At 73.0% G+C, this 20,474-nt stretch carries 23 protein-coding genes; 13 read left to right on the top strand and 10 right to left on the bottom strand.

Annotation, left to right across the window (positions count from 1 at the left end):
- Positions 1–34 precede the first annotated feature (34 nt).
- The gene (dapC, locus tag OIE69_RS15970; RefSeq protein ID WP_326572597.1) at positions 35–1,147 is read left to right on the top strand and encodes a succinyldiaminopimelate transaminase; all 1,113 of its coding nucleotides are present in this window, start codon (positions 35–37) and stop codon (positions 1,145–1,147) included.
- A gap of 77 nt (positions 1,148–1,224) precedes the next feature.
- On the opposite strand, the gene OIE69_RS15965 is transcribed toward dapC, so the two are convergent.
- Complete coding sequence (locus OIE69_RS15965; RefSeq protein ID WP_326572596.1) at positions 1,225–1,638, bottom strand: ATP-binding protein; 414 nt, start codon at positions 1,636–1,638, stop codon at positions 1,225–1,227.
- A gap of 285 nt (positions 1,639–1,923) precedes the next feature.
- Complete coding sequence (locus OIE69_RS15960; protein WP_326572595.1) at positions 1,924–2,925, bottom strand: heavy metal transporter; 1,002 nt, start codon at positions 2,923–2,925, stop codon at positions 1,924–1,926.
- 64 nt (positions 2,926–2,989) lie between these two features.
- Between OIE69_RS15960 and dapE the strand changes: the two genes are divergently transcribed.
- Together dapE and OIE69_RS15950 are read left to right on the top strand one after the other, a co-directional pair.
- A complete protein-coding gene (dapE, locus tag OIE69_RS15955) occupies positions 2,990–4,057 on the top strand; it encodes a succinyl-diaminopimelate desuccinylase (RefSeq protein WP_326572594.1) in 1,068 nt (355 codons plus the stop codon).
- A gap of 81 nt (positions 4,058–4,138) precedes the next feature.
- Positions 4,139–4,933 carry an LOG family protein gene (locus OIE69_RS15950; protein ID WP_326572593.1) on the top strand — a complete coding sequence of 265 codons (795 nt, stop codon included), beginning with the start codon at positions 4,139–4,141 and terminating at the stop codon, positions 4,931–4,933.
- Between the two features lie 6 nt (positions 4,934–4,939).
- Here OIE69_RS15950 and folP read toward each other — a convergent pair whose 3' ends face one another.
- Complete coding sequence (gene folP / locus OIE69_RS15945) at positions 4,940–5,800, bottom strand: dihydropteroate synthase (protein WP_326572592.1); 861 nt, start codon at positions 5,798–5,800, stop codon at positions 4,940–4,942.
- Positions 5,801–5,919: 119 nt separating this feature from the next.
- On the opposite strand from folP, the gene OIE69_RS15940 reads away from it, so the two are divergent.
- Positions 5,920–6,300 (top strand): cell division protein DivIVA, encoded by a 381-nt coding sequence (locus OIE69_RS15940; protein ID WP_326572591.1) that lies wholly within the window; start codon positions 5,920–5,922, stop codon positions 6,298–6,300.
- Positions 6,297–6,887 carry a DNA-3-methyladenine glycosylase I gene (locus tag OIE69_RS15935; protein WP_326572590.1) on the top strand — a complete coding sequence of 197 codons (591 nt, stop codon included), beginning with the start codon at positions 6,297–6,299 and terminating at the stop codon, positions 6,885–6,887. Before OIE69_RS15940 ends, OIE69_RS15935 begins: the two co-directional genes overlap by 4 nt.
- Positions 6,888–6,917: 30 nt before the next feature.
- On the opposite strand, the gene chcB is transcribed toward OIE69_RS15935, so the two are convergent.
- Positions 6,918–7,709, bottom strand: coding sequence for a 2-cyclohexenylcarbonyl CoA isomerase (gene chcB, locus OIE69_RS15930; RefSeq protein WP_326581187.1), 792 nt, complete (start codon positions 7,707–7,709; stop codon positions 6,918–6,920).
- Between the two features lie 262 nt (positions 7,710–7,971).
- On the opposite strand from chcB, the gene OIE69_RS15925 reads away from it, so the two are divergent.
- Positions 7,972–8,139, top strand: coding sequence for a DUF3117 domain-containing protein (locus OIE69_RS15925; RefSeq protein ID WP_018561471.1), 168 nt, complete (start codon positions 7,972–7,974; stop codon positions 8,137–8,139).
- Positions 8,140–8,248: 109 nt separating this feature from the next.
- On the opposite strand, the gene OIE69_RS15920 is transcribed toward OIE69_RS15925, so the two are convergent.
- Positions 8,249–8,914 (bottom strand): O-methyltransferase, encoded by a 666-nt coding sequence (locus OIE69_RS15920; protein ID WP_026251436.1) that lies wholly within the window; start codon positions 8,912–8,914, stop codon positions 8,249–8,251.
- A 136-nt stretch (positions 8,915–9,050) separates the two neighbouring features.
- Between OIE69_RS15920 and sigE the strand changes: the two genes are divergently transcribed.
- The 5 genes from sigE to OIE69_RS15895 all read left to right on the top strand — a co-directional run bounded on the left by sigE (position 9,051) and on the right by OIE69_RS15895 (position 13,637).
- Complete coding sequence (gene sigE, locus OIE69_RS15915) at positions 9,051–9,827, top strand: RNA polymerase sigma factor SigE (protein ID WP_026251437.1); 777 nt, start codon at positions 9,051–9,053, stop codon at positions 9,825–9,827.
- Positions 9,824–10,789 (top strand): zf-HC2 domain-containing protein, encoded by a 966-nt coding sequence (locus tag OIE69_RS15910; RefSeq protein ID WP_326572589.1) that lies wholly within the window; start codon positions 9,824–9,826, stop codon positions 10,787–10,789. Before sigE ends, OIE69_RS15910 begins: the two co-directional genes overlap by 4 nt.
- A gap of 69 nt (positions 10,790–10,858) precedes the next feature.
- Entirely contained in the window at positions 10,859–12,376 is a 1,518-nt protein-coding gene (locus OIE69_RS15905) for a S1C family serine protease (protein ID WP_326572588.1), read from the top strand.
- 133 nt (positions 12,377–12,509) lie between these two features.
- A complete protein-coding gene (locus tag OIE69_RS15900) occupies positions 12,510–12,947 on the top strand; it encodes a sec-independent translocase (protein ID WP_326572587.1) in 438 nt (145 codons plus the stop codon).
- Between the two features lie 78 nt (positions 12,948–13,025).
- The gene (locus tag OIE69_RS15895; protein ID WP_326572586.1) at positions 13,026–13,637 is read left to right on the top strand and encodes a hypothetical protein; all 612 of its coding nucleotides are present in this window, start codon (positions 13,026–13,028) and stop codon (positions 13,635–13,637) included.
- A gap of 92 nt (positions 13,638–13,729) precedes the next feature.
- Here OIE69_RS15895 and OIE69_RS15890 read toward each other — a convergent pair whose 3' ends face one another.
- From OIE69_RS15890 to OIE69_RS15880, 3 genes are all read right to left on the bottom strand, one after another.
- Positions 13,730–14,887: an Mrp/NBP35 family ATP-binding protein gene (locus tag OIE69_RS15890; RefSeq protein WP_326572585.1), complete on the bottom strand. Its 1,158-nt coding sequence runs from the start codon at positions 14,885–14,887 to the stop codon at positions 13,730–13,732.
- A gap of 80 nt (positions 14,888–14,967) precedes the next feature.
- Positions 14,968–15,462 carry a DUF1003 domain-containing protein gene (locus OIE69_RS15885; protein WP_326572584.1) on the bottom strand — a complete coding sequence of 165 codons (495 nt, stop codon included), beginning with the start codon at positions 15,460–15,462 and terminating at the stop codon, positions 14,968–14,970.
- Positions 15,459–16,763, bottom strand: coding sequence for a magnesium transporter MgtE N-terminal domain-containing protein (locus tag OIE69_RS15880; RefSeq protein ID WP_326572583.1), 1,305 nt, complete (start codon positions 16,761–16,763; stop codon positions 15,459–15,461). The genes OIE69_RS15885 and OIE69_RS15880 overlap by 4 nt, the downstream gene beginning before the upstream one ends.
- Positions 16,764–16,937: 174 nt before the next feature.
- Here OIE69_RS15880 and OIE69_RS15875 point away from each other — a divergent pair, with 174 nt between their 5' ends.
- A complete protein-coding gene (locus OIE69_RS15875) occupies positions 16,938–17,639 on the top strand; it encodes a hypothetical protein (protein ID WP_326572582.1) in 702 nt (233 codons plus the stop codon).
- A gap of 10 nt (positions 17,640–17,649) precedes the next feature.
- On the opposite strand, the gene OIE69_RS15870 is transcribed toward OIE69_RS15875, so the two are convergent.
- Positions 17,650–18,177, bottom strand: a complete 528-nt coding sequence (locus tag OIE69_RS15870; protein WP_326572581.1) for a hypothetical protein — start codon at positions 18,175–18,177, stop codon at positions 17,650–17,652.
- 136 nt (positions 18,178–18,313) lie between these two features.
- Between OIE69_RS15870 and OIE69_RS15865 the strand changes: the two genes are divergently transcribed.
- Positions 18,314–19,264 (top strand): DMT family transporter, encoded by a 951-nt coding sequence (locus OIE69_RS15865; protein ID WP_326572580.1) that lies wholly within the window; start codon positions 18,314–18,316, stop codon positions 19,262–19,264.
- 8 nt (positions 19,265–19,272) lie between these two features.
- Here OIE69_RS15865 and OIE69_RS15860 read toward each other — a convergent pair whose 3' ends face one another.
- Positions 19,273–20,388 (bottom strand): magnesium and cobalt transport protein CorA, encoded by a 1,116-nt coding sequence (locus tag OIE69_RS15860; protein WP_326572579.1) that lies wholly within the window; start codon positions 20,386–20,388, stop codon positions 19,273–19,275.
- Positions 20,389–20,474: the final 86 nt, after the last annotated feature.

The raw sequence follows: 20,474 nt of genomic DNA, 5'->3' as shown, positions 1-20,474 counted from the left end.
CAGTGGCAGGCCGCGTGCCTGCGAGGAACGGAAAGTGAGCACCACCGTGGCGCAGCCAGTCTCGTCCAGACTCCCCGTCTTCCCGTGGGACCGGCTCGAACCGTACAAGGCCACGGCGGCCGCCCATCCCGGCGGCATCGTCGACCTGTCGGTCGGCACCCCGGTCGACCCCGTCCCGCACATCGTGCAGCGGGCCCTGGCCGGGGCCGCGGACAGCCCCGGGTACCCGACCGTGTGGGGGACGCCCGAGCTGCGCGCCGCCATCACCGGCTGGGCCGGGCGCCGGCTGGGCGCCACCGGGCTGACCGACGCGCACGTGCTGCCGGTGGTCGGCTCCAAGGAACTGGTCGCCTGGCTGCCGACCCAACTGGGCCTCGGCGCGGGCGACAAGGTGGCGTACCCGCGGCTCGCCTACCCGACGTACGAGGTGGGGGCGCGGCTGGCGGGCGCCGAGGCGGTCGTCTACGACGAACCGACCGAGCCCGACCCGGCCGGACTGCGGCTCCTGTGGCTCAACAGCCCCTCCAACCCCACCGGTCGGGTGCTGTCCAAGGACGAGCTGACCCGTGCGGTCGCCTGGGCGCGCGAGCACGGCGTGCTGGTGTTCAGCGACGAGTGCTACCTGGAACTGGGCTGGGACGCCGACCCGGTCTCGGTCCTGCACCCGGACGTCTGCGGCGGCTCCTACGAGGGCATCGTGGCCGTCCACTCCCTGTCCAAGCGCTCCAACCTGGCCGGCTACCGCTCGGCCTTCCTCCTGGGCGACCCGGCCGTGCTCGGCGAGCTGCTGCGGATCCGCAAGCACGGCGGCATGATGACGCCCGCCCCGGTGCAGGCCGCCACGGTCGCCGCGCTCGGGGACGACGCCCATGTGGCCCGGCAGCGCGAGCGCTACGCGCGGCGGCGGGCGGCGCTGCGGGAGGCCTTCGAGACCGCCGGCTTCCGCGTCGAGCACAGCGAGGCGAGCCTGTACCTGTGGGCGACGCGCGACGAGTCCTGCTGGGACACCGTCGCGGACCTGTCCAAGCACGGCATCCTCGTGGCGCCCGGCGACTTCTACGGCGCGGCGGGGGAGCGGTACGTACGGATCGCCTTCACGGCCACGGACGAGCGGGTGGCGGCGGCGGTGCGCCGGCTGTCCTCCTGAGCCGCGGCACCACGACGACGGCGCAAAGGGCCCGGGGAGCACCGCTCCCCGGGCCCTTTCGGTGCGGCTGTGGGGGGTCAGCCGCCGATGGGGAGCCCCTGGAGGGGCAGTTGGCCGGTGGAGGGGAGGCCGCCCGGCAGCCCGGAGCCCTTGGCGGTCTTCCCGAGCTCCTGGGCGGCGCCGCCGACCGTCGTGGCGGCCTCCGTCGCCGTGCCCTTGACGGTCGGCTGTGCGCTCTTGGCCAGGCCGCCGACCGTCTCGGTCGTCGCGGGCAGCGCCTCCTGCACGGTCTTCACGGCACCGGACTGCTTGGCCACACCGTTCACGGTGCCGGTGAGCTCGGGGGCCTTGTCCACGTTGGTCAGCCCACCCAGGTCGCCGACCTGCGGCAGCGCGGCGGCGGACGCGGCACCGGCACCGATGAGGGGAGCCGCGGCCGCGCCGACCAGCAGAGCGGCCCGGGCGATCCGACGCGCGAGGGGGAGAGACATGGTGCTCCTTTTACGGAGAGACGACGGTTTCGACGTGACATGTCCGCGGGGCGGACGTCGTGACTACCGCGTGAAGGGGGCCGAAGGTTGCGGCCGCGAAGAGTAAAGAGTTGGTAATGTGATCGGATTCCCGGGGCGGTGAAGCGGATCAATTCGGACGGAGCCGGAAGTGCCGCGGAAACGTCACAGCCCTTGATCAGAAGCTTTTTTCGCACCCCCGAACGAGGGGATTCACATCTGATGGGTTTGGCGTATCAATCACCCGCCTGGGGGTGAATGCCCGCACTATTGCGCGACGGTGATCCTGACGTCGCCCGCGGTCTTGTGCGCGGCGTCGGAATTCGACGCGGTCCAGCCCCGGTCGGAGGTGTCCGCCGACCACTCGCGGTTCCCGAAGGACACCTTCTCCACCTTCAGTTCATGAGCGTGCGCCACCGCCCACTGGGCCAGCTCCCAGCCCCGCCGGCTCTCGTCGCCACGCGCCTCGTTCCCCGCCGGGGCCGACGGCACGGACACCGTGCGCCGGGCCGGACCCCCGCTCCGCGCACCGTTCTTGGCGTCCTGCGTGGCCTCTTCCCGCGGGTCCGCGGGCGTCTCGGTGGTCCGCGGCGCCACATCGTCCCCGAACTCCCGCACCAGCCGCTGCCGCACCTTCGCCGGGTCGCCCCCGGAGACCGTCCCCGCGGCGACTGGGGTGACGCAGGTCAGCGCCCCGGCGTGCCGGCCGCTCAGCGCCCCGGCCAGCAGCGCGGCGTCCGCCTCGTGCTTGGCGTACGCCTGCGGGAAGCCGCTCTTCTGCACTTTCTGCGCGGCCACCGTGAGGGGGAGCCGGGAATAGCCGTGGATCTTCACCAGGCCGTCGAAGAATTCGTTGGAGGCGTAGACCGGGTCCATGATCTGCGCGGCCGTGCCCCAGCCCTGCGAAGGGCGCTGCTGGAACAGGCCGACCGAGTCGCGGTCGCCGTGGTCGAGATTGCGCAGCGCAGACTCCTGCATGGAGGTGGCCAGCGCTATCGTCACCGCCCGCTCCGGCAGTCCGCGCGAGGTCGCCACCGCGGCGATCGTCGAGGCGTTCGCCGCCTGCTGCGGCTCCAGGGTGAGGCTGCCCGCCTGCGTGGTGACGGTGCACGCCGGATGGCGCGGACCGCCCCCGACCCCGGCCAGGTGGTAGGCGGCATAGCCCGCGACCCCCAGCAGGACCAGGCCTGCGGTGACCAGACGGGCTGCGCGCCCCCGCCGGCGGGGGGCGCGTGCGGCGGGTGTCGAGGTCGACGGTGGCTTCGGCACGCGCACACCGTACCGAAGCCCGCTGTGCCGGGGCCCCGACCCGCCCCCCGGTAGGGTCGGCGGCATGGAACGGCCCGTGCTCGATCTCAGTCAGGACGCCGCCGCCGTGACGGCGCAGCTCGTCGACATCCCCTCCGTCAGCCTCGCCGAGAAACCGCTGGCGGACGCCGTGGAGAGCGCCCTGCGGGCCCTGCCGCACCTGACGGTGGACCGGGACGGGGACTCCGTCGTCGCCCGCACACAGCTCGGCCGGGCCGAGCGGGTCGTGCTCGCCGGGCACCTGGACACCGTGCCGATCGCCGAGAACGTGCCGTCCCGCCTCGACGAGGACGGCGTCCTGTGGGGCTGCGGCACCTCCGACATGAAGTCCGGGGTCGCCGTCCAGCTACGGCTCGCCGCCACCCTCACCGCACCCAACCGCGACCTGACCTTCGTCTTCTACGACGCCGAGGAGATCGCGGCGGAGTACAACGGCCTCAAGCGGCTCGCCGAGAACCACCCGGAATGGCTCGCCGGCGACTTCGCCGTCCTCCTCGAACCCACCGACGCCAAGGTCGAGGGCGGCTGCCAGGGCACCCTGCGGGTCCGCGTGGAGACCACCGGCCGCCGCGCCCACTCCGCGCGCAGCTGGCTGGGCGAGAACGCCATCCACAAGGCCGCGCCCGTGCTGGCCCGGCTCGCCGCCTACGAGCCGCGGCAGGCGGCCGTCGACGGCCTCGTCTACCGCGAGGGGCTCAACGCGGTCATGATCGAGGGCGGTCACGCCGGCAACGTGATCCCCGACTCCTGTGCGGTGATCGTCAACTTCCGCTTCGCCCCCGACCGTTCCGAGGCCGAGGCGTTCGACCACGTCCGCGAGGTCTTCGAGGGCTACGAGGTGCGGCTCACCGACAGCGCCCCCGGCGCCCTGCCGGGCCTGTCCCACCCGGCGGCGGCCGCCTTCGTCGAGGCCATCGGCACCGAGCCCGCGCCCAAGGAGGCCTGGACCGACGTGGCCCGCTTCTCCGCGCTGGGCGTCCCCGCGGTCAACTACGGTCCCGGCGACCCCCGGCTCGCCCACACCCGCGAGGAGCACGTCGCCGTCGCCGCCGTCCTGGAGGCGGAGGAGAAGCTGCGTGCCTGGCTCTCGTAACGAGCAATTCAGCGGCGCGTTCTTGATCCGCCCGGCGGACACGGTCGTACCCTGACCGGACGGCAGCGAAAGGAGCGCGACATGGACACTGACGCGGAGGAGGCGTCCGCCGCCGAGACAGCCGCGGCGGAGGGCAGCCCCACGGGGCACGGCTGGCCCGAGCGCCACACCGGTCCCGTCGTACGGCGCCGGGGCCAGGTGCAGAAGTCCACGACGGACCAGCGGCTGCTGGACACCCGTGGACCCTCGGACTGGGTACACGGTGACCCGTGGCGCGTGATGCGCATCCAGTCGGAGTTCGTCGAGGGCTTCGGCGCGCTCGCCGAACTCGGCAAGGCGGTCAGCGTCTTCGGCTCCGCCCGTACCGCCGAGGGCTCGGCCGACTACGAGACCGGGGTCCGCATCGGCCGCGCCCTGGCCGAGGCGGGCTTCGCCGTCATCACCGGCGGCGGCCCCGGCGCCATGGAGGCGGCCAACCGGGGCGCCTGCGAGGCCGGCGGGGTCTCGGTGGGCCTGGGCATCGAGCTGCCCTTCGAGCAGGGGCTCAACCCCTACGTCGACATCGGCGTGAACTTCCGGTACTTCTTCGTCCGCAAGACGATGTTCGTGAAGTACGCCTCCGGGTTCATCGTGCTGCCGGGCGGCTTCGGCACCCTCGACGAGCTCTTCGAGGCCCTCACGCTGGTCCAGACCCGCAAGGTCACGCAGTTCCCCATCGTCCTGTTCGGCTCCGCCTACTGGCGCGGCCTGGTCGACTGGGTCCGCAACACCGTCGTGGACGGCGGCAAGGCGTCCCCCGTCGACCTGGAACTCCTCCACGTCACGGACGACGTCGACGAGGCGGTCGCCCTGGTGACCAAGGAGACCGGCGACTGACGGGCCCTACGCCAGCCCCCGCCGGGCGACCGCCGGGAGCCGGTGTCCCGCGATCGAGGCCACCATGTCCAGCACCTGACGCGTCTCGGCGACCTCGTGCACCCGGTACACCCGGGCGCCGAGCCACGCCGAGACGGCGGTCGTCGCCAGGGTGCCGATCAGCCGCTCCTTGACGGGGCGGTCCAGGGTCTCGCCCACGAAGTCCTTGTTGGACAGCGAGACCAGCACCGGCCAGCCCGTGGCCGTCATCTCCGGCAGCCGCCGCGTCGCCTCCAGCGAGTGCCGGGTGTTCTTCCCGAAGTCGTGGCCGGGGTCGATGAGGATGGCGTCGCGCCGCACCCCGAGCGCGGCCGCCCGCTCGGCGAGGCCCACCGTCACCTTCAGGATGTCGGCCATCACGTCCTCGTAGCCCACCCGGTGCGGCCGGGTCCGCGGCCGCGCGCCGCCCGCGTGGGTGCAGACCAGGCCGACGCCGTGCTTCGCGGCGACCTCGGCCAGCCGTGGGTCGACGCCGCCCCAGGCGTCGTTGAGCAGGTCGGCGCCCACCTCGCAGACCGCCTCACCGACCTCGTGGCGCCAGGTGTCGACGCTGATCACCACGTCGGGGTGGCGCCGGCGCACCTCGGCGACGAAACCCGCGGTCCTGCGGATCTCCTCCTGCGCCGAGACCTCCTCGCCGGGGCCCGCCTTCACCCCGCCGACGTCGATGATCGCGGCGCCCTCCGCGACCGCGCGCTCGACGCGTTCGAGGGCCGGTGCGTCGGTGAACGTGGCGCCCTGGTCGTAGAACGAGTCCGGCGTCCGGTTCACGATCGCCATGATCACGGGTTCGTGCTCGCCGAATTCCCGTGTGCCCAGCCGCAGCATGTCGCGCCTCCCTCGAAATGTCGTACGCCGATCGAAGATAGTCGCCGACCGCACACCGCAGGCACGGCGCGACGTGGCACGATCGTGGCGTATACGTCGCGCCGACCCCGGGAGAGGTCTTGTTCTGGTTCATTCTCATCGCGTTGGTCGCGGTGGTCGCCGCGGTCGCGCTCGCGGTGCTCGGCGACGGCGGGGTGCTCCGCGACGTGGAGCCGGACCGGGTGGACGACAGGCTGCCGCCGGAGCGGCCGGTGGGCCGTGCGGACGTCGAGCGGCTGCGCCTGCCGGTGACCGTGCGCGGCTACCGCATGCTGGACGTCGACGACGTGCTGGAGCGCCTCGGCGCGGAACTGGCCCAGCGCGACGCCCACATCGCCGACCTGGAGGCCGCGCTGGCCGGCGCCCACGCCACCCGGCTCGGCGGCCACTCGCTGGTCAAGGACGCCGAGCAGGCCCCGCGGACCCCCGAGGACCCGCGTGCCCCCGGGAGCGGGCTGTGAGCGACGGCGGCGCGGTGACCGGGCCGGACGGCCTGGCGCGCTGCCCGTGGGGGCTGTCCACGGACGACTACGTCCAGTACCACGACACCGAGTGGGGCCGTCCGGTGCACGGCGAGGCGGCCCTCTTCGAGCGGCTGAGCCTGGAGGCCTTCCAGTCGGGCCTGTCCTGGATCACGATCCTGCGGCGCCGCGAGGGCTTCCGGAAGGCCTTCGCGGACTTCTCCCCGGAGGCCGTCGCCGCCTTCACCGACGAGGACCGGGAGCGGCTGCTCGCCGACCCCGGCATCATCCGCAACCGCGCCAAGATCGACGCCGCCATCGCCAACGCGCACGCCACCCTGGCGCTGCGCGAGGGGTACGAGGGCGGCCTGGACGCCCTGGTCTGGTCGTACGCGCCGGACCCCGCCGGACGTCCGGCACCCCGCACGGTCGCGGACGTGCCGGCCGTCACGGCGGAGTCCACCGCGCTGGCCAAGGACCTCAAGAAGCGCGGCTTCCGCTTCGTCGGCCCCACCACCGCCTACGCGCTGATGCAGGCCTGCGGCCTGGTGGACGACCATCTGGCCGACTGCTGCGCCCGTCGCTGAGCGCCCCGGCCGCGCCTCCGCAGCCCCGGCTCAGCGGCCGAGGAAGCGGGGCTTCTCCTTCTTCAGGAAGGCCTCGACGGCGATCCGGTGGTCCTCGGAGGCGCCGGCGGCCGTCTGCAGCTCGTCCTCCCTGGCCAGGGTGTCGGCCAGCGAGTGCTCCTCGGCGTACGCGATGGAGGCCTTGATCGCCGCGTAGGCGACCGTCGGGCCCTCGGCGAGTCGGCGGGCGACCGAGGCGGCCTCGGCGGCCAGCTCGTCGGCCGGCACCAGACGGTTGGCGATGCCCAGCTCGTACGCCTCCTGCGCGCCGATCGTGCGCGGGAAGAGCAGCAGGTCGGCGGCGCGGCTGCGGCCGACCAGCCGGGGCAGCGTCCAGGAGGCCCCGGAGTCGGCGGTCAGGGCGACGCCGACGAAGGAGGTGTTGAAGGCGGCGGTGTCGGCGACCACGCGGTAGTCGCAGGCGAAGGCGAAGCCCGCGCCGGCGCCCGCGGCGACCCCGTTGACCCCCGCGACGACGGGCTTGGGCATGGTCGCGATCGCGGTGACGATCGGGTTGTAGTGCTCGCGCACCGTGGACATCGCCGGCCCGCCGCCCTCCTCCTGGAGGAACCCGATGTGCTCCTTGAGGTCCTGGCCGACGCAGAAGGCCTTGCCGTTCGCGGTCAGCAGCACGGCCCGCACCGCGGGGTCGGCGCCCGCCGACCGGAGGGCGTCCCGCAGCGCGACCTTGGTGTCGACGTTCAGCGAGTTCCTCGCCTCGGGGCGGTTCAGGGTGATGGTGGCGAGCCCGTCGCTCACCTCGTACAGCACGGTGTCGGCCATGTGGTCCCCTTCGTCGCGGCTCACGTTCGGGGTCAGCATGCCGGAGATCGCCGGGTGCGGACATGTGACCTCCGTCAAACGCGCCCGAGAGTGCGATCACCGAAATGGACGGTTTTGCGGGACAGGGTTCTCGAACGGATGGGAACCGATGTTGGTCATCGGGTCACCCGATGCGGGATAATGGCTGAGAACCAATGTGTTCGAGTCCGGTGGCGCCTGGGCCACCGTGTGCGAAGAGCTGGTTTCAGGAAGGGGAACGAGCATGGCGGCCATGAAGCCGCGGACGGGTGATGGCCCGCTCGAGGTGACCAAGGAGGGGCGGAGCATCATCATGCGCGTTCCGCTCGAGGGCGGCGGACGGCTTGTCGTCGAGCTGACTCCGGACGAGGCGGATGCACTCGGCGAGGCTTTGAAGAAGGCCATCGCCTGAACCGGCCAATCCAAGCCTTGGGCCCCTGGCGCGCCATGCGCCGGGGGCCCACTTGTTTGTCCGTTCGGGCGTCGCTCCGGAAACGGGTGCATTCCGGGCGGGGGAATTCTCAGCCGCGCCGTACCGCGCAGAGCAGACCGTCGTCGGTCGGCAGCAGGACGGGGGCGAGGGCCGCGTTGTCCCGTACCGTCCGCATCAGCTCGCGCAGCCGGATGACCTCCGGCTCGGAGTGGGCGGCGTCCATGGAGCGGCCCTGCGCGAAGGCCCCCTCGAAGCACACCAGCCCCCCGGGACGCAGCAGGCGCAACGATTCGCCCAGATAGTCCGGGTACTCCAGCCGGTCCCCGTCGCAGAACACCAGGTCGTAGCCGCCGTCGGCGAGCCGCGGGAGGACGTCCAGCGCCCGCCCGGGGATGAAGCGGGCGCGGTTTCCCGCGAACCCCGCCTCCCGGTAGGCGGTGCGGGCGAGCTGCTGGCGGTCCGGCTCGGTGTCGACGGTGGTCAGCACCCCGTCGGGGCGCATGCCGTGCAGCAGGTGGATGCCGGAGACCCCGGCACCGGTGCCGATCTCCACGACCGCCTTGGCGTCCGTGGCGGCGGCCAGCAGCCGCAGCGCCGCGCCGGTGCCGGGGGAGACCGGGCGCACGCCTGCCTCACGAGCTCGCCCGCGGGCTCGTATCAGCGCGTCGTCCTCGGCGACGAAGGCGTCCGCGAACGCCCAGCTCGCCTGCCGGTTGCCGGTAATTGCCCTCTCCTGTCCGCCTGACGGTTGCAGCCCGCCCGGCGACTGTATCCGTTGCGGTCGGGAACCCGCAGATGGGACCGCGCGTTGGTACCTGCGACGGACCTGAACGACAGGAGCCGGGAGCGATGCGCCCGGCATTTATCCGGAGCTAACGGGCGAGGTGGCTATGGTAGGGGCTCTACTGGACACCACCAGAGCCGACAGGGGAGGTGCGGCTGCGGCGGGTCACCGGGGAGTGCTGTCGCGCTTCCGCAGGGCGGCCGGCGAGCCGAAATCCGTGACCGATACAGCTGACGACCGTCCGCGCACCGACGAGTCCGCGACTGTGGCCGCCAATGCGACCTTCGCCACCGACCGGGACAACCAGGCGTGGACTCCCCCTTCCTGGGAGGAGATCGTCAGTACGCACAGCGCCCGGGTCTACCGCCTCGCGTACCGCCTCACCGGCAACCAGCACGACGCCGAGGACCTCACGCAGGAGGTCTTCGTCCGGGTCTTCCGCTCGCTGTCGACGTACACCCCCGGCACCTTCGAGGGCTGGCTGCACCGCATCACCACCAATCTCTTCCTCGACATGGTGCGCCGGCGGCAGCGCATCCGCTTCGACGCCCTCGGCGACGACGCGGCCGAGCGGCTGCCGAGCCGCGAGCCGTCCCCGGCGCAGCACTTCGCCGACACCCACTTCGACGCGGACATCCAGCAGGCGCTGGACACCCTCGCCCCGGAGTTCCGCGCGGCCGTCGTTCTCTGTGACATCGAGGGGCTGTCCTACGAGGAGATCGCCGCGACGCTCGGCGTGAAGCTGGGCACCGTGCGCAGCCGTATCCACCGCGGTCGTTCGCATCTGCGCAAGGCGCTGGAGCACCGCGCGCCGGCCGCCCGTCCGGGCCGTGCGCCCGTCCTGGCCACCGGCCGGCCGGCCCTGGAGGGCGGGAGCACGTGAGCAACGGTGTCAGCCGGCACCTCACATGTGCCGACCAGCACTTGGGTGACCATCTCGCCGCCTTCGTCGACGGTGAGCTGCACGACGACGCCCGCGACCGGGTGCTGGCCCACCTGGCGACCTGCGCCGACTGCAAGGCCGCGGCCGACGAGCAGCGCCGGATGAAGGACGTGGTGGCCGCCACCGCGCCGCCCGCCATCTCGGCGGGCCTGCTCGCCCGCCTCCAGGAGTTGCCCGGGGGTGACGGCGACGACGGAGGAGGACCCTTCGGCGACGGCGGACTGATGGAGACGGCCAGCCTCGGCGGTGAGCGCCTCGGCGGCGGCCTGTTCGGCAAGGCGCGCGAGGAGTTCTCGCTGCCCCTGTCCGCCTCCGCGTCCCGCGGCTTCCGGATCCACGAGAGCGGCCGCTCCGGCGCCGCGGTCGCGCCCGTCGGCCCCGCCCCGTCCGTCACGGCGGTCCGCGGCCGGCGCCGTTTCGCGTTCGCCGCGGCCGGCGCGGTGTCCATGGCGGCCATCGCGCTGGGCGGCGCCCTGCCGCTGGACGCGGCGGTCGACGGAGCCGGCGGCACCCCGCTCTCCCGCAGCGGCGCGGGTGCCCCCACGACACCGTTCACCGGCGGGACGGCCCGTGCGGCCGCCGACGTGTGGAGCACCGCCACCAGCGACCTGCTGCACCCCGTCTCCGGCGGCATGCACCCGTACGGCGTCGGCGCGCCCGACGGCCACGGGCCCGGCACCGTGACCCGGCCGCTGGGTCTGTCCGCCGACGAGCAGTCGATCGCCGCACCGGCCGCGTCCGCCGTCCCGGGCGTGACCCCGGCACCCGCCCTGGCCCCGCCGTCGACGGCGGCCCCGTCCGCTTCTCCCGACGCGACGAGCGGCGCCGCGGCCTCCCCGGTCGTGCCCGTTCCGCTCGACTCGGTCGTCCCCCTGGTCGGCCACTTCCCCGTGACCCGCTGAGCGGTCGGCTGCGGGCGGCGCCGACTCCTGGTTCAATCCAGGGAGGACTGGTCGTCGTAGGGGAGCACCGTGGACGAGGGGAAGGCCGAAGGGCCGAAGTGGTGGAGCCGGCCGGAGACGGTCGCGCCGGTTCCCCCTGAGCCGCAGGACCGGCCCGCCCCGGAAGCGCCCGAGGTACCCGCCGGGCCCTCCGGCGGAGCGGCCCCCCGGCACGCCCCGGACCCGTACGACACCCCGCCGTACGGCGAGCCCGGCCCCTGGGCGCCCGCACCCCCCGTGCAGCACCCCGCCGGCGCGGCCCCGCCGCACCACCCCACCCCCCCGCCGCCCAGCGGCCCGCCCACGCCCCCGCCCACGCCCCCGCCCGCGCCCATGCCCCCGCCGCCGCTGTCGGTCGGCCAGTGGCAGCGCTACGACCCCTGGGCGCCCCCGGGCGCCACCACCGGCCCGCAGCGGTCCGCGCCCCGGGCGACGGGCAGCCGGCGCGCCCCTCTGGCGGCCGCCCTGGTCGCCGTCACCCTGATCGCCGGCGGCATCGGCGGGGCGCTGGGCGCCTACGTCCACGACAGCGGCGGCGCTCCGGACGTGACCCTGCCGCAGGCCACCGCGTCGGCCGGCACCCGGGCCCCGGACAGCATCGCGGGCATCGCCGCCCAGGTCCTGCCCGGCGTCGTCTACATCCACGTCAAGGGCGACGACGGGGAGGGCACCGGCACCGGCTTCGTGCTGGACGGCGAGGGCCACATCCTCACCAACAACCACGTGGTGGAGGGCGTCGCCAAGGGCGGCACCATCTCGGTGACCTTCAACGGCGGCCAGGTGAAGCCCGCCACCATCGTGGGCCGGGACACCGGCTACGACCTGGCGGTCATCAAGGTCAACGGCGTCACGGGGCTCCACCCGCTGACCCTCGGCGACTCCGACGCCGCCCAGGTCGGGGACCCGGTCGTGGCCATCGGTGCCCCGTACGGCCTGGAGGGCACCGTCACCTCCGGCATCATCAGCGCCACCCAGCGCCCGATCACCGCCGGCGGGGAGACCAACAGCAGCGACGTCAGCTACGTCGACGCCATCCAGACCGACGCCCCGATCAACCCCGGCAACTCCGGCGGTCCGCTGGTCGACGCCAAGGGCCTGGTCATCGGGATCAACAGCGCCATCCGCTCGGCGGACAGCGGCACCGACCCCTTCGGCAACAGCAGCCAGGGCGGGAGCATCGGCCTCGGCTTCGCCATCCCCGTCAACCAGGCCAAGCGGGTCGCCGAGCAGCTGATCAACGACGGCAAGGCCACCCACCCGGTGATCGGCGTCAGCATCAACCTGCAGTACTCCGGGGACGGCGCCCAGGTCAGCCCCGAGGGCCAGGGCGAGGGGGACTCGGTGACCCCCAACGGCCCGGGCGCCAAGGCGGGCATCGAACCGGGCGACGTGATCACCGCCATCGACGGCAAGCGGGTGCACAACGGCGAGGAGCTGATCGTGCGGATCCGCGCCCACCGGCCCGGCGACACGCTGCAGCTGACCGTGAAGCGGGACGGCAAGGAGCGCGCCGTGGAGCTGACCCTCGGCTCGGCCGGCGGGAGCTGAGCCAGGCGAATTCGGGATTTACCGGGGCGCGGCCTACTGTTGACCCTGCCTACTCCCGTGCAGACGGTTGGGGCAGGTACGGTGAGATCGGCCGGATTCCGTCCGCCGGCCGAGGACCACGAGGAGCTGCTCGGTGTTTTCAGACATAGGCGCGCTGGAGGTCGTCGCGCTCGTGATCCTTGCCGTGCTCGTGTTCGGGCCCGACAAGCTGCCCAAGGTCATCAAGGACGTGATGCAGTTCGTCCGCAAGGTGCGGGAGTTCTCGGACAGCGCCAAGGCCGACATCCGCAGCGAGCTGGGCCCGGAGTTCAAGGACTTCGAGTTCGAGGACCTGCACCCCAAGAACTTCGTCCGCAAGCAGCTGATGGACAACGACGAGCTGGGCCTGAAGGAGATCCGCAACGGATTCGACTTCAAGGAGGAGATGTCGGCGGTCACCGACGCCGTGCACGGCCGCGACAGCGGCGCCGGCTCGGGTTCGTCGGGCTCCTCGGGCACCCCGGACCGGCTGCGCAAGCGCGACGGCCTGACGCCCGGCGAGGCCCCGCCGTTCGATTCCGACGCCACCTGATCCGGGGGCCTGCCCCGTTCACGCAGCGCGAGTGGCTATTCTCCCTTTGTTTGCCCTTATGGAGGAGGAGCCGCGCGCATGGAGACCACAGCTGATCCGGCGGATCGTATGGCCGACGGCTATCTCAAGGCCGACTTCCCCTGGTACGGGCTGGACGAGGCGTTCACCGGCGAGCGCTGGCTCGCCCCGGTCGGGCTGAACGCCGACGGCACGGTCGAGCACGGCTCCACCGGCCACGGCGACGAGCCGTCCGTCAAGGTCGAGCCCACCCCCGACAACCGCCGCTTCGTGGTGGTCGTCACCGTCGCCGAGCGCCCGGTCCGGCGCAGCTCGGACGGTACCGGCGTGCTGGAGGCGACCTCGGTCGCCACGGCCGCCTGGCTGGCGGGCTCGGGGCTGCTGTCCTGCACCTGGCCCACCCGGATGGAGCGGCACCTGCGGCAGAACTGGCTCGACCAGCAGACCGCCATCGCCTGGGACCTCGCGGACAGCCTCGAGAGCCCCGGCTGGTCGGCGCTCACCCTGCCGGTGGACGGCGTCCCCACGCCCTTCCACTACCGGGAGTCGGAGTACGGCTGGGTGATGGCCGGATCGGCGCGCGGGGTGCACCTGGGTGCCTTCGGGCGCGGGATGAGTGCCTACGGCCTCGGCCTGGCCCAGGTGAAGGACATCACCGCGTACCGGCCGTGAGAGACGGCTCAGGGGCGCCTCCCGGCATGGGAGGCGCCCCTGAGGTGTTCCCGGGGTCCGTCCGTCCGGCCCGCCGGACGGACGTGCCCGGATCAGAACTTGTTGCGCGGCGTGATGCCGAGGGACAGGCCGGCCAGGCCGCGCTGGCGCCCGCCGAGCTTGCCCGCGATGGCCCGCAGCGCCGAGCCGGCCGGGGACTCCGGGTCGGTCAGGACGACCGGGCGGCCGTCGTCGCCGCCCTCGCGCAGCCGCACGTCGATGGGGATCTGGCCGAGCACCGGCACGGTGGCGCCGGTGGTGCGGGTCAGGCCCTCGGCGACCCGCTCGCCGCCGCCGGTGCCGAAGACGTCGACCATCTCGCCGCAGTGCGGGCAGGGCAGCCCGGACATGTTCTCGATGACACCGACGATCTTCTGGTGGGTCTGCACGGCGATGGTGCCCGCGCGCTCGGCGACCTCGGCCGCCGCCTGCTGGGGCGTGGTGACCACGAGGATCTCGGCGTTCGGGACGAGCTGAGCGACGGAGATCGCGATGTCGCCGGTGCCGGGCGGCAGGTCGAGCAGCAGCACGTCCAGGTCTCCCCAGTACACGTCGGCGAGGAACTGCTGCAGCGCGCGGTGGAGCATCGGGCCGCGCCACACCACCGGGGCGTTGCCCGGGGTGAACATGCCGATGGAGATGACCTTCACGCCGTTGGCCGAGGGCGGCATGATCATGTTCTCGACCTGGGTCGGACGGCCGTCCGCGCCCAGCATCCGCGGCACGCTGTGACCGTAGATGTCGGCGTCGACGACACCGACCTTCAGGCCGTCGGCGGCCATCGCGGCGGCCAGGTTCACCGTCACCGAGGACTTGCCGACGCCGCCCTTGCCGGAGGCGACCGCGTACACCCGGGTCAGCGAACCGGGCTTGGCGAACGGGATCTCCCGCTCCGCCTGGCCGCCGCGCAGCGAGGTGGTCAGCTCCCGGCGCTGCTCGTCGCTCATCACGTCCAGCTCGACGCTCACCCCGGTGACCCCGGGGACCTTCGCGACGGCGGTGGTCACCAGGTTGGTGATGGTGTCCCGCAGCGGGCAGCCCGAAACCGTCAGGTACACGCCGACCCGCACGGCGCCGTCGTCCGCGATGTCGACCGATTTGACCATGCCCAGGTCGGTGATCGGCTTGTGGATCTCGGGGTCGTTCACCGTCGCGAGCGCGGCGCGCACCGCGTCGGGCGAGGGGGAGGAGCCGTACGCATCGGTAGCCATGCGTCGATGGTACGTCCCGCACCGTGCCCGCAGGACCCCCGGTGGGCGGGTTCACACCGCCCTGGCCGAGTCCCCGGGGCTCACTCCGCCTCGGCCCGCTGCCGCTCCTCGATGTCCTTCAGCAGGTCCTGCAGTTCCGAGCGGATCCAGTCGCGCGTGGCGACCTCCCCCAGGCCCAGCCGCAGCGCGGCCACCTCGCGGGTCAGGTACTCGGTGTCGGCGATGCTGCGGTCGTTCGCCTTGCGGTCCTGCTCCAGGTTGACCCGGTCGCGGTCGTCCTGCCGGTTCTGAGCCAGCAGGATCAGCGGGGCGGCGTAGGAGGCCTGCAGCGACAGCATCAGGGTGAGGAAGATGAAGGGGTACGAGTCCCAGCGCAGATGGCGCGGCGCCAGCGCGTTCCACGCGACCCACGCGATGATCACCACCGTCATCCAGACGATGAAGCGGCCGGTCCCCAGGAAGCGGGCGATCTTCTCCGACAGCCGCCCGAAGGCCTCCGGGTCGTAGGAGGGCAGCAGGCTGATCCGCCGCACCCGCGGCTGGTCGAGGCGGATGCGGGGGCGCTCGTCGCTCACTGGTCCGCCTCGTTGAGCTCCGCCTCGTTGAGCTCCGCCTCGTTGAGCTCCGCCTCGTGCAACTCCGTCTCGCGCCAGTCCTCCGGCAGCAGGTGGTCCAGGACGTCGTCGACGGTGACGGCGCCCAGCAGCGAGCCGCTGTCGTCGACGACCGGCACGGACACCATGTTGTACGTGGCGAGGAAGCTGGTGACCGCCGGCAGCGGGGTGTCCGGCGCCAGTGGCTGCAGGTCGCTGTCGAGGAGCGCGCTGACCAGGGTGAACGGGGGGTCGCGCAGCAGCCGCTGGAAGTGCACCGTGCCCAGGTACTTGCCGGTCGGGGTCTCGTCCGGCGGCCGGCAGACGTACACCTGGGCGGCGAGCGCGGGGGACAGGTCCGGGTTGCGGACCCGCGCCAGGGCGTCGGCGACGGTGGCGTCGGGGCGCAGCACGATCGGCTCGGTGGTCATCAGACCGCCGGCGGTGCGCTCCTCGTACGACATCAGCCGCCGCATGTCGGCCGCCTCGTGCGGCTCCATCAGCCCGAGCAGCCGCTCCTGCTCCTCCACGGGCAGCTCGGCCAGCAGGTCGGCGGCGTCGTCCGGGTCCATCGCCTCCAGCACGTCGGCGGCCCGCTCCTGCTCGAGCTTGCCGAGGATCTCCACCTGGTCGTCGTCCGGCAGCTCCTCCAGGACGTCGGCGAGGCGGCCGTCGTCGAGGGCGGCGGCGACCTCGGCGCGGCGCTTGGGCGACAGGTGGTGCAGGACGTTCGCCAGGTCGGCGGCGCGCAGCTGGTCGAAAGTGGCGAGCAGCGCCTCCGCGCCCTGCGCGTGCTCGTCCAGCGAGAAGCCGGTGACCGCGGACCACACCACGGTCAGCGTCTCCCCGCTGCGCCGCAGCGGGCCGCCCTTGCCGCGGCGCACGAAGGCCTTGTCGATCTCCCAGTCGCGGCGTGCGGCCAGCCGCACCATGGACACGTCCAGCACGGTCACGTCCTCGCCGGTCTCGACCAGCGTCACCCGCTGGTCGAGCAGCTCGCCGAGGACCAGGGTCTCGGTCGGGCGCTGTTCGAAGCGCTGCATGTTGACGACACCCGTGGTGATCACCTGACCGGACTCCACGCCCGTCACCCGCGTGATCGGCAGGAAGATCCGGCGCCGGCTGACGACCTCCACCACCAGACCCAGCACACGCGGCGGCCGGCCCCCGACCCGCAGCATCACGACCACGTCCCGGACCCGGCCGACCTGGTCGCCGTTGGGATCGAAGACCCGCACCCCGGACAGGTGCGAGACGAAGACCCGGGAGGTTCCCGCTGGCATGCCGCCAGGCTAACGCCGCACCCGCGGGCAGGGCGCGCGGTAATGCTCCACGGGGGCTTCGCACGGCGTTCACAGCGGTTCACCCGGCCAGCGGTACGCTGCGGTGGCTTCGGCTCCGCTTCGCCGCTCCCCTCGTGTGACGGGGCGCGTTCCACCGCAGGAGGAAGAGAACACGTGATCCTCGGCCGCAGGTCGTCCGTCCTCGTGAGCCTTCTGGGCGCGGCCCTCCTACTCGCCGGAGCGACAGGGTGCGCCGGCGATCCGGACGCGGGGACCAACGGGGTCGGCAAGCTGCCGGCCGGGACCATCGAGAAGCGCGCCCGCGCCGCCGCCGACGCGGCCGACACCGTACGGCTGACCGGTACCGTCGTCAGCAGGGGCCTCACGTACACGCTCGACATGCGGCTGCGCGGCAACGGCGGCCTGGGCGAGGTCACCTCCAAGGGCAGCACCTTCGAACTGCTGCGGGTGGGCGACGACCTCTACCTCAAGGCGGGCGCCGGTTTCTACGGCGACCAGGTCGGCGCCAAGCTCAAGAACAAGTACGTCAAGGTGCCCGCCGCGGACCCCGCGTACGACCAGTTCAGCGGCTTCACCGACAAGGAGGTGCTGCTGGAGGGCCTGTTCGTGCTGCGCGGCGCGCTCACCGTCGGGGACCACCGCACGGTCGACGGCGTCCGTACCATCGCCGTCTCCGCGGACGGCGGCGACGGGGGCACGATCGACGTGTCCCTGGAGGGCAGGCCGTACCCGCTGCGCTACGAACGCGGGGGCGGCGCCGGCACGCTGACCATGGACGACTGGGGCAAGGACTTCACGCTGCGCGCTCCGGACGAGGACGACGTCGTCGACTACGGCAAGGCCGTCACCCAGTAGGCCACGGGGCTCAGGCCTTCTTGCGGCGCCGCAGCAGCAGCTTCGGCAGGCCCGCCGGGATGGGGCGGCGGGTGATCGCGGCCGTCGGCACCGGGGCCGCCGCGCCGCGGCCGTCCGGCATCGCGCCGGGGCGTTCCAGGAGGTCGCCGGCGGGCTCCAGCCGCAGCACGCGGCACTCGCGGGCCCAGCGGTGGGTCATCGTCGCGGCGTCCGGCGCGTTGAGCCGCTTGCCCTTGAGCTCCTCCACCGCGGCCGTCCACGCCTCGCCGTCCGGGCGCAGTTCGGTGACCCGGGCGGGGAAGACGACCAGCCGGCCGCCCTTGTCCTTGCTGCGGACGGTGACCGTGGCGGCGCCGCCGTCGGTGAGTCCCGGGCCGGGCAGCGGCTGCTCGCCGGGGCCGCCGCCGACGACCACCACGGCACCGTCGACCCAGGCGTGCCACAGGGCCTGACCGTCGGCCCAGAGCAGGCCGGACTTCTTCACGGCCTCCTCGATCAGGGCCTGGTCCAGCTGCGGCTGCGTCACGGTGTCCGTCATGCGCCCCACCCTATGGCGTGGCCCGCGCCGGGCGCCGCCGTGGTTCCGCACACATGCTGAGACGACAGGAGCTCGGGGCCCGGACGGGCCTTACGCTAAGGGGGTCACCGTCCCGCCCCGCCCGAGGAGACCCCGCGTGTCCGCCGCGCCGCCCGCCAGAACCACGCCCGCCGTACCGAAGGCGGCGGACGCCGAGTCCGGCGCGGCCCCGCACGGGAAGGCGCCCCTGGACTTCGCGCTCCTGGCGGTCGCCATCGCCGGTGTCTCCCTGTCCGCGCCGCTGATCGCCGCGACCGCCGCGCCCGCGCTGGCCATCGCCTTCTGGCGGAACGCCCTGGCCGTCGGGGTGCTCAGCCCCTTCGCCTGGCTGCGGCACCGGCGGGAGCTGCTGGGGATGGGCCGGCGGGCCCTCGGGCTCTCGGTCGCCTCCGGTCTGGTGCTGGCGCTGCACTTCGGGCTGTGGCTGCCGAGCCTCACCATGACCTCGGTGGCGTCCTCCACGGCGCTCGGCACGACCACGCCGGTGTGGACCACCCTGTTCCTGCTGATGCGCGGTCACCGCCCGCCCCGGATGGTGTGGCTGGGCTCGGCGCTCGCGGTCGCCGGCGTGGTGCTGCTGACCGGCGTCGACCTGTCGATGTCGCCGCGCGCCCTGGCCGGGGACGCGCTGGCGCTGGGCGGTGGCATCGCGGCGGCCGGTTACGTCCTGCTCGGCGCGGAGGTGCGACGGACCGTCAGCACGACCGCGTACACCTATGTCTGCTACTCCACCACGGCCGTGGCCCTGCTGGCCGTCTGCCTGGCCTCGGGCTCGGCGCTCGGCGGTTACGACGGCGGCACCTGGGCCAAGCTCATCGCCCTGACCGTGGCCGCGCAGCTGCTCGGCCACAGCCTGCTCAACCGTGTGGTGCGCGGGCTCGGGGCGTCGACCACGTCCACCGCGATCCTGCTGGAGACGCCGGGCGCCGCCCTGGTGGCGGCAATCTGGCTGGGCCAGACCCCGCCCGCGGCGGCCTACCCGGCGCTCCTGGTGATCCTCGCCGGACTGGCCCTGGTGATCCTGGCGGACCGCAGGAAGGCCGGTTAGGGCCTGCCCTACAGCCAGCCGTTGCGGCGCAGGATGCGGTGGATGGCGAAGCAGATCCCGCCGATGGCGACCAGCACCATCGGGTAGCCGAACCTCCAGCGCAGCTCGGGCATGTAGTCGAAGTTCATCCCGTAGACACCGCAGATCATGGTCGGGACGGCGATGATCGCCGCCCACGAGGTGATCTTGCGCATGTCCTCGTTCTGCGCGACGGCCGCCTGGGCGAGGTTGGCCTGAAGGATCGAGTTGAGCAGGTCGTCGAAGCCGACGACCATCTCGTGGACGCGGGCGACGTGGTCGGCGACGTCCCGGAAGTACTTCTGGATCTCCGGGTCCACCACGCGCATCGGCCGCTCGCTGAGCATCTGCATCGGGCGCAGCAGCGGGGAGACCGCCCGCTTGAACTCCAGCACCTCGCGCTTGAGCTGGTAGATGCGCCCGGCGTCGGTGGCACGCGGGGACTTGCCCTGGGCGGAGAAGACGTCGATCTCCACCTCGTCGATGTCGTCCTGGACGGCCTCGCTGACGGCCAGGTAGTCGTCGACGACCTGGTCGGCGATGGCGTGCAGCACCGCGGAGGGGCCCTTGGCGAGCAGCTCGGGGTCGTCCTCGAGACGGTGCCGCAGGGCGCGCAGCGAGCCGTGGCCGCCGTGCCGGACGGTGATGACGAAGTGCCGGCCGGTGAAGACCATCACCTCGCCGCTCTCCACCACCTCGCTGGTGGCGGTGAGTTCGGCGTGCTCGACGTAGCGGATGGTCTTGAAGACCATGAAGAGCGTGTCGTCGTAACGCTCCAGCTTGGGCCGCTGGTGGGCGTGGACGGCGTCCTCCACGGCCAGCGGGTGCAGCCCGAACACCTCGGCGATCTCCGCGAACTCCCGCTCCGACGGCTCGTGCAGGCCGATCCAGACGAAGCCCTCGTCGCCGCCGCACACCTTCTCCAGGGCCTCGCGCGGCGAGATGTGGTCGCTGCCTCGGCGCCCGTCCCGGTAGACGGCGCAGTCCACGACCGAGCTGGGCATGGCCGACGAGGTGCGGGAGCGGTCCGGGCCGTAGTCGTATGACGTGCTGCTCTTGCGCAGGGCGGGGCGGACGACTGCGCGCAGGTCGCGGATCATCGACATGGCAAGCTCCTTCACGGACTGGCCGGGCTGAAATGCGGATCAGGGCAGGGGTGATCACCGTTGATCACTGCGCAGTTCAGGGAGCT

The sequence above is a fragment of the Actinacidiphila glaucinigra genome (genome assembly GCF_035918135.1).
Classification (GTDB): domain Bacteria; phylum Actinomycetota; class Actinomycetes; order Streptomycetales; family Streptomycetaceae; genus Actinacidiphila; species Actinacidiphila glaucinigra.
The sequence above is the reverse complement of the archived record's forward strand: the minus strand, read 5'-3'. Positions and strand labels throughout refer to the sequence as shown.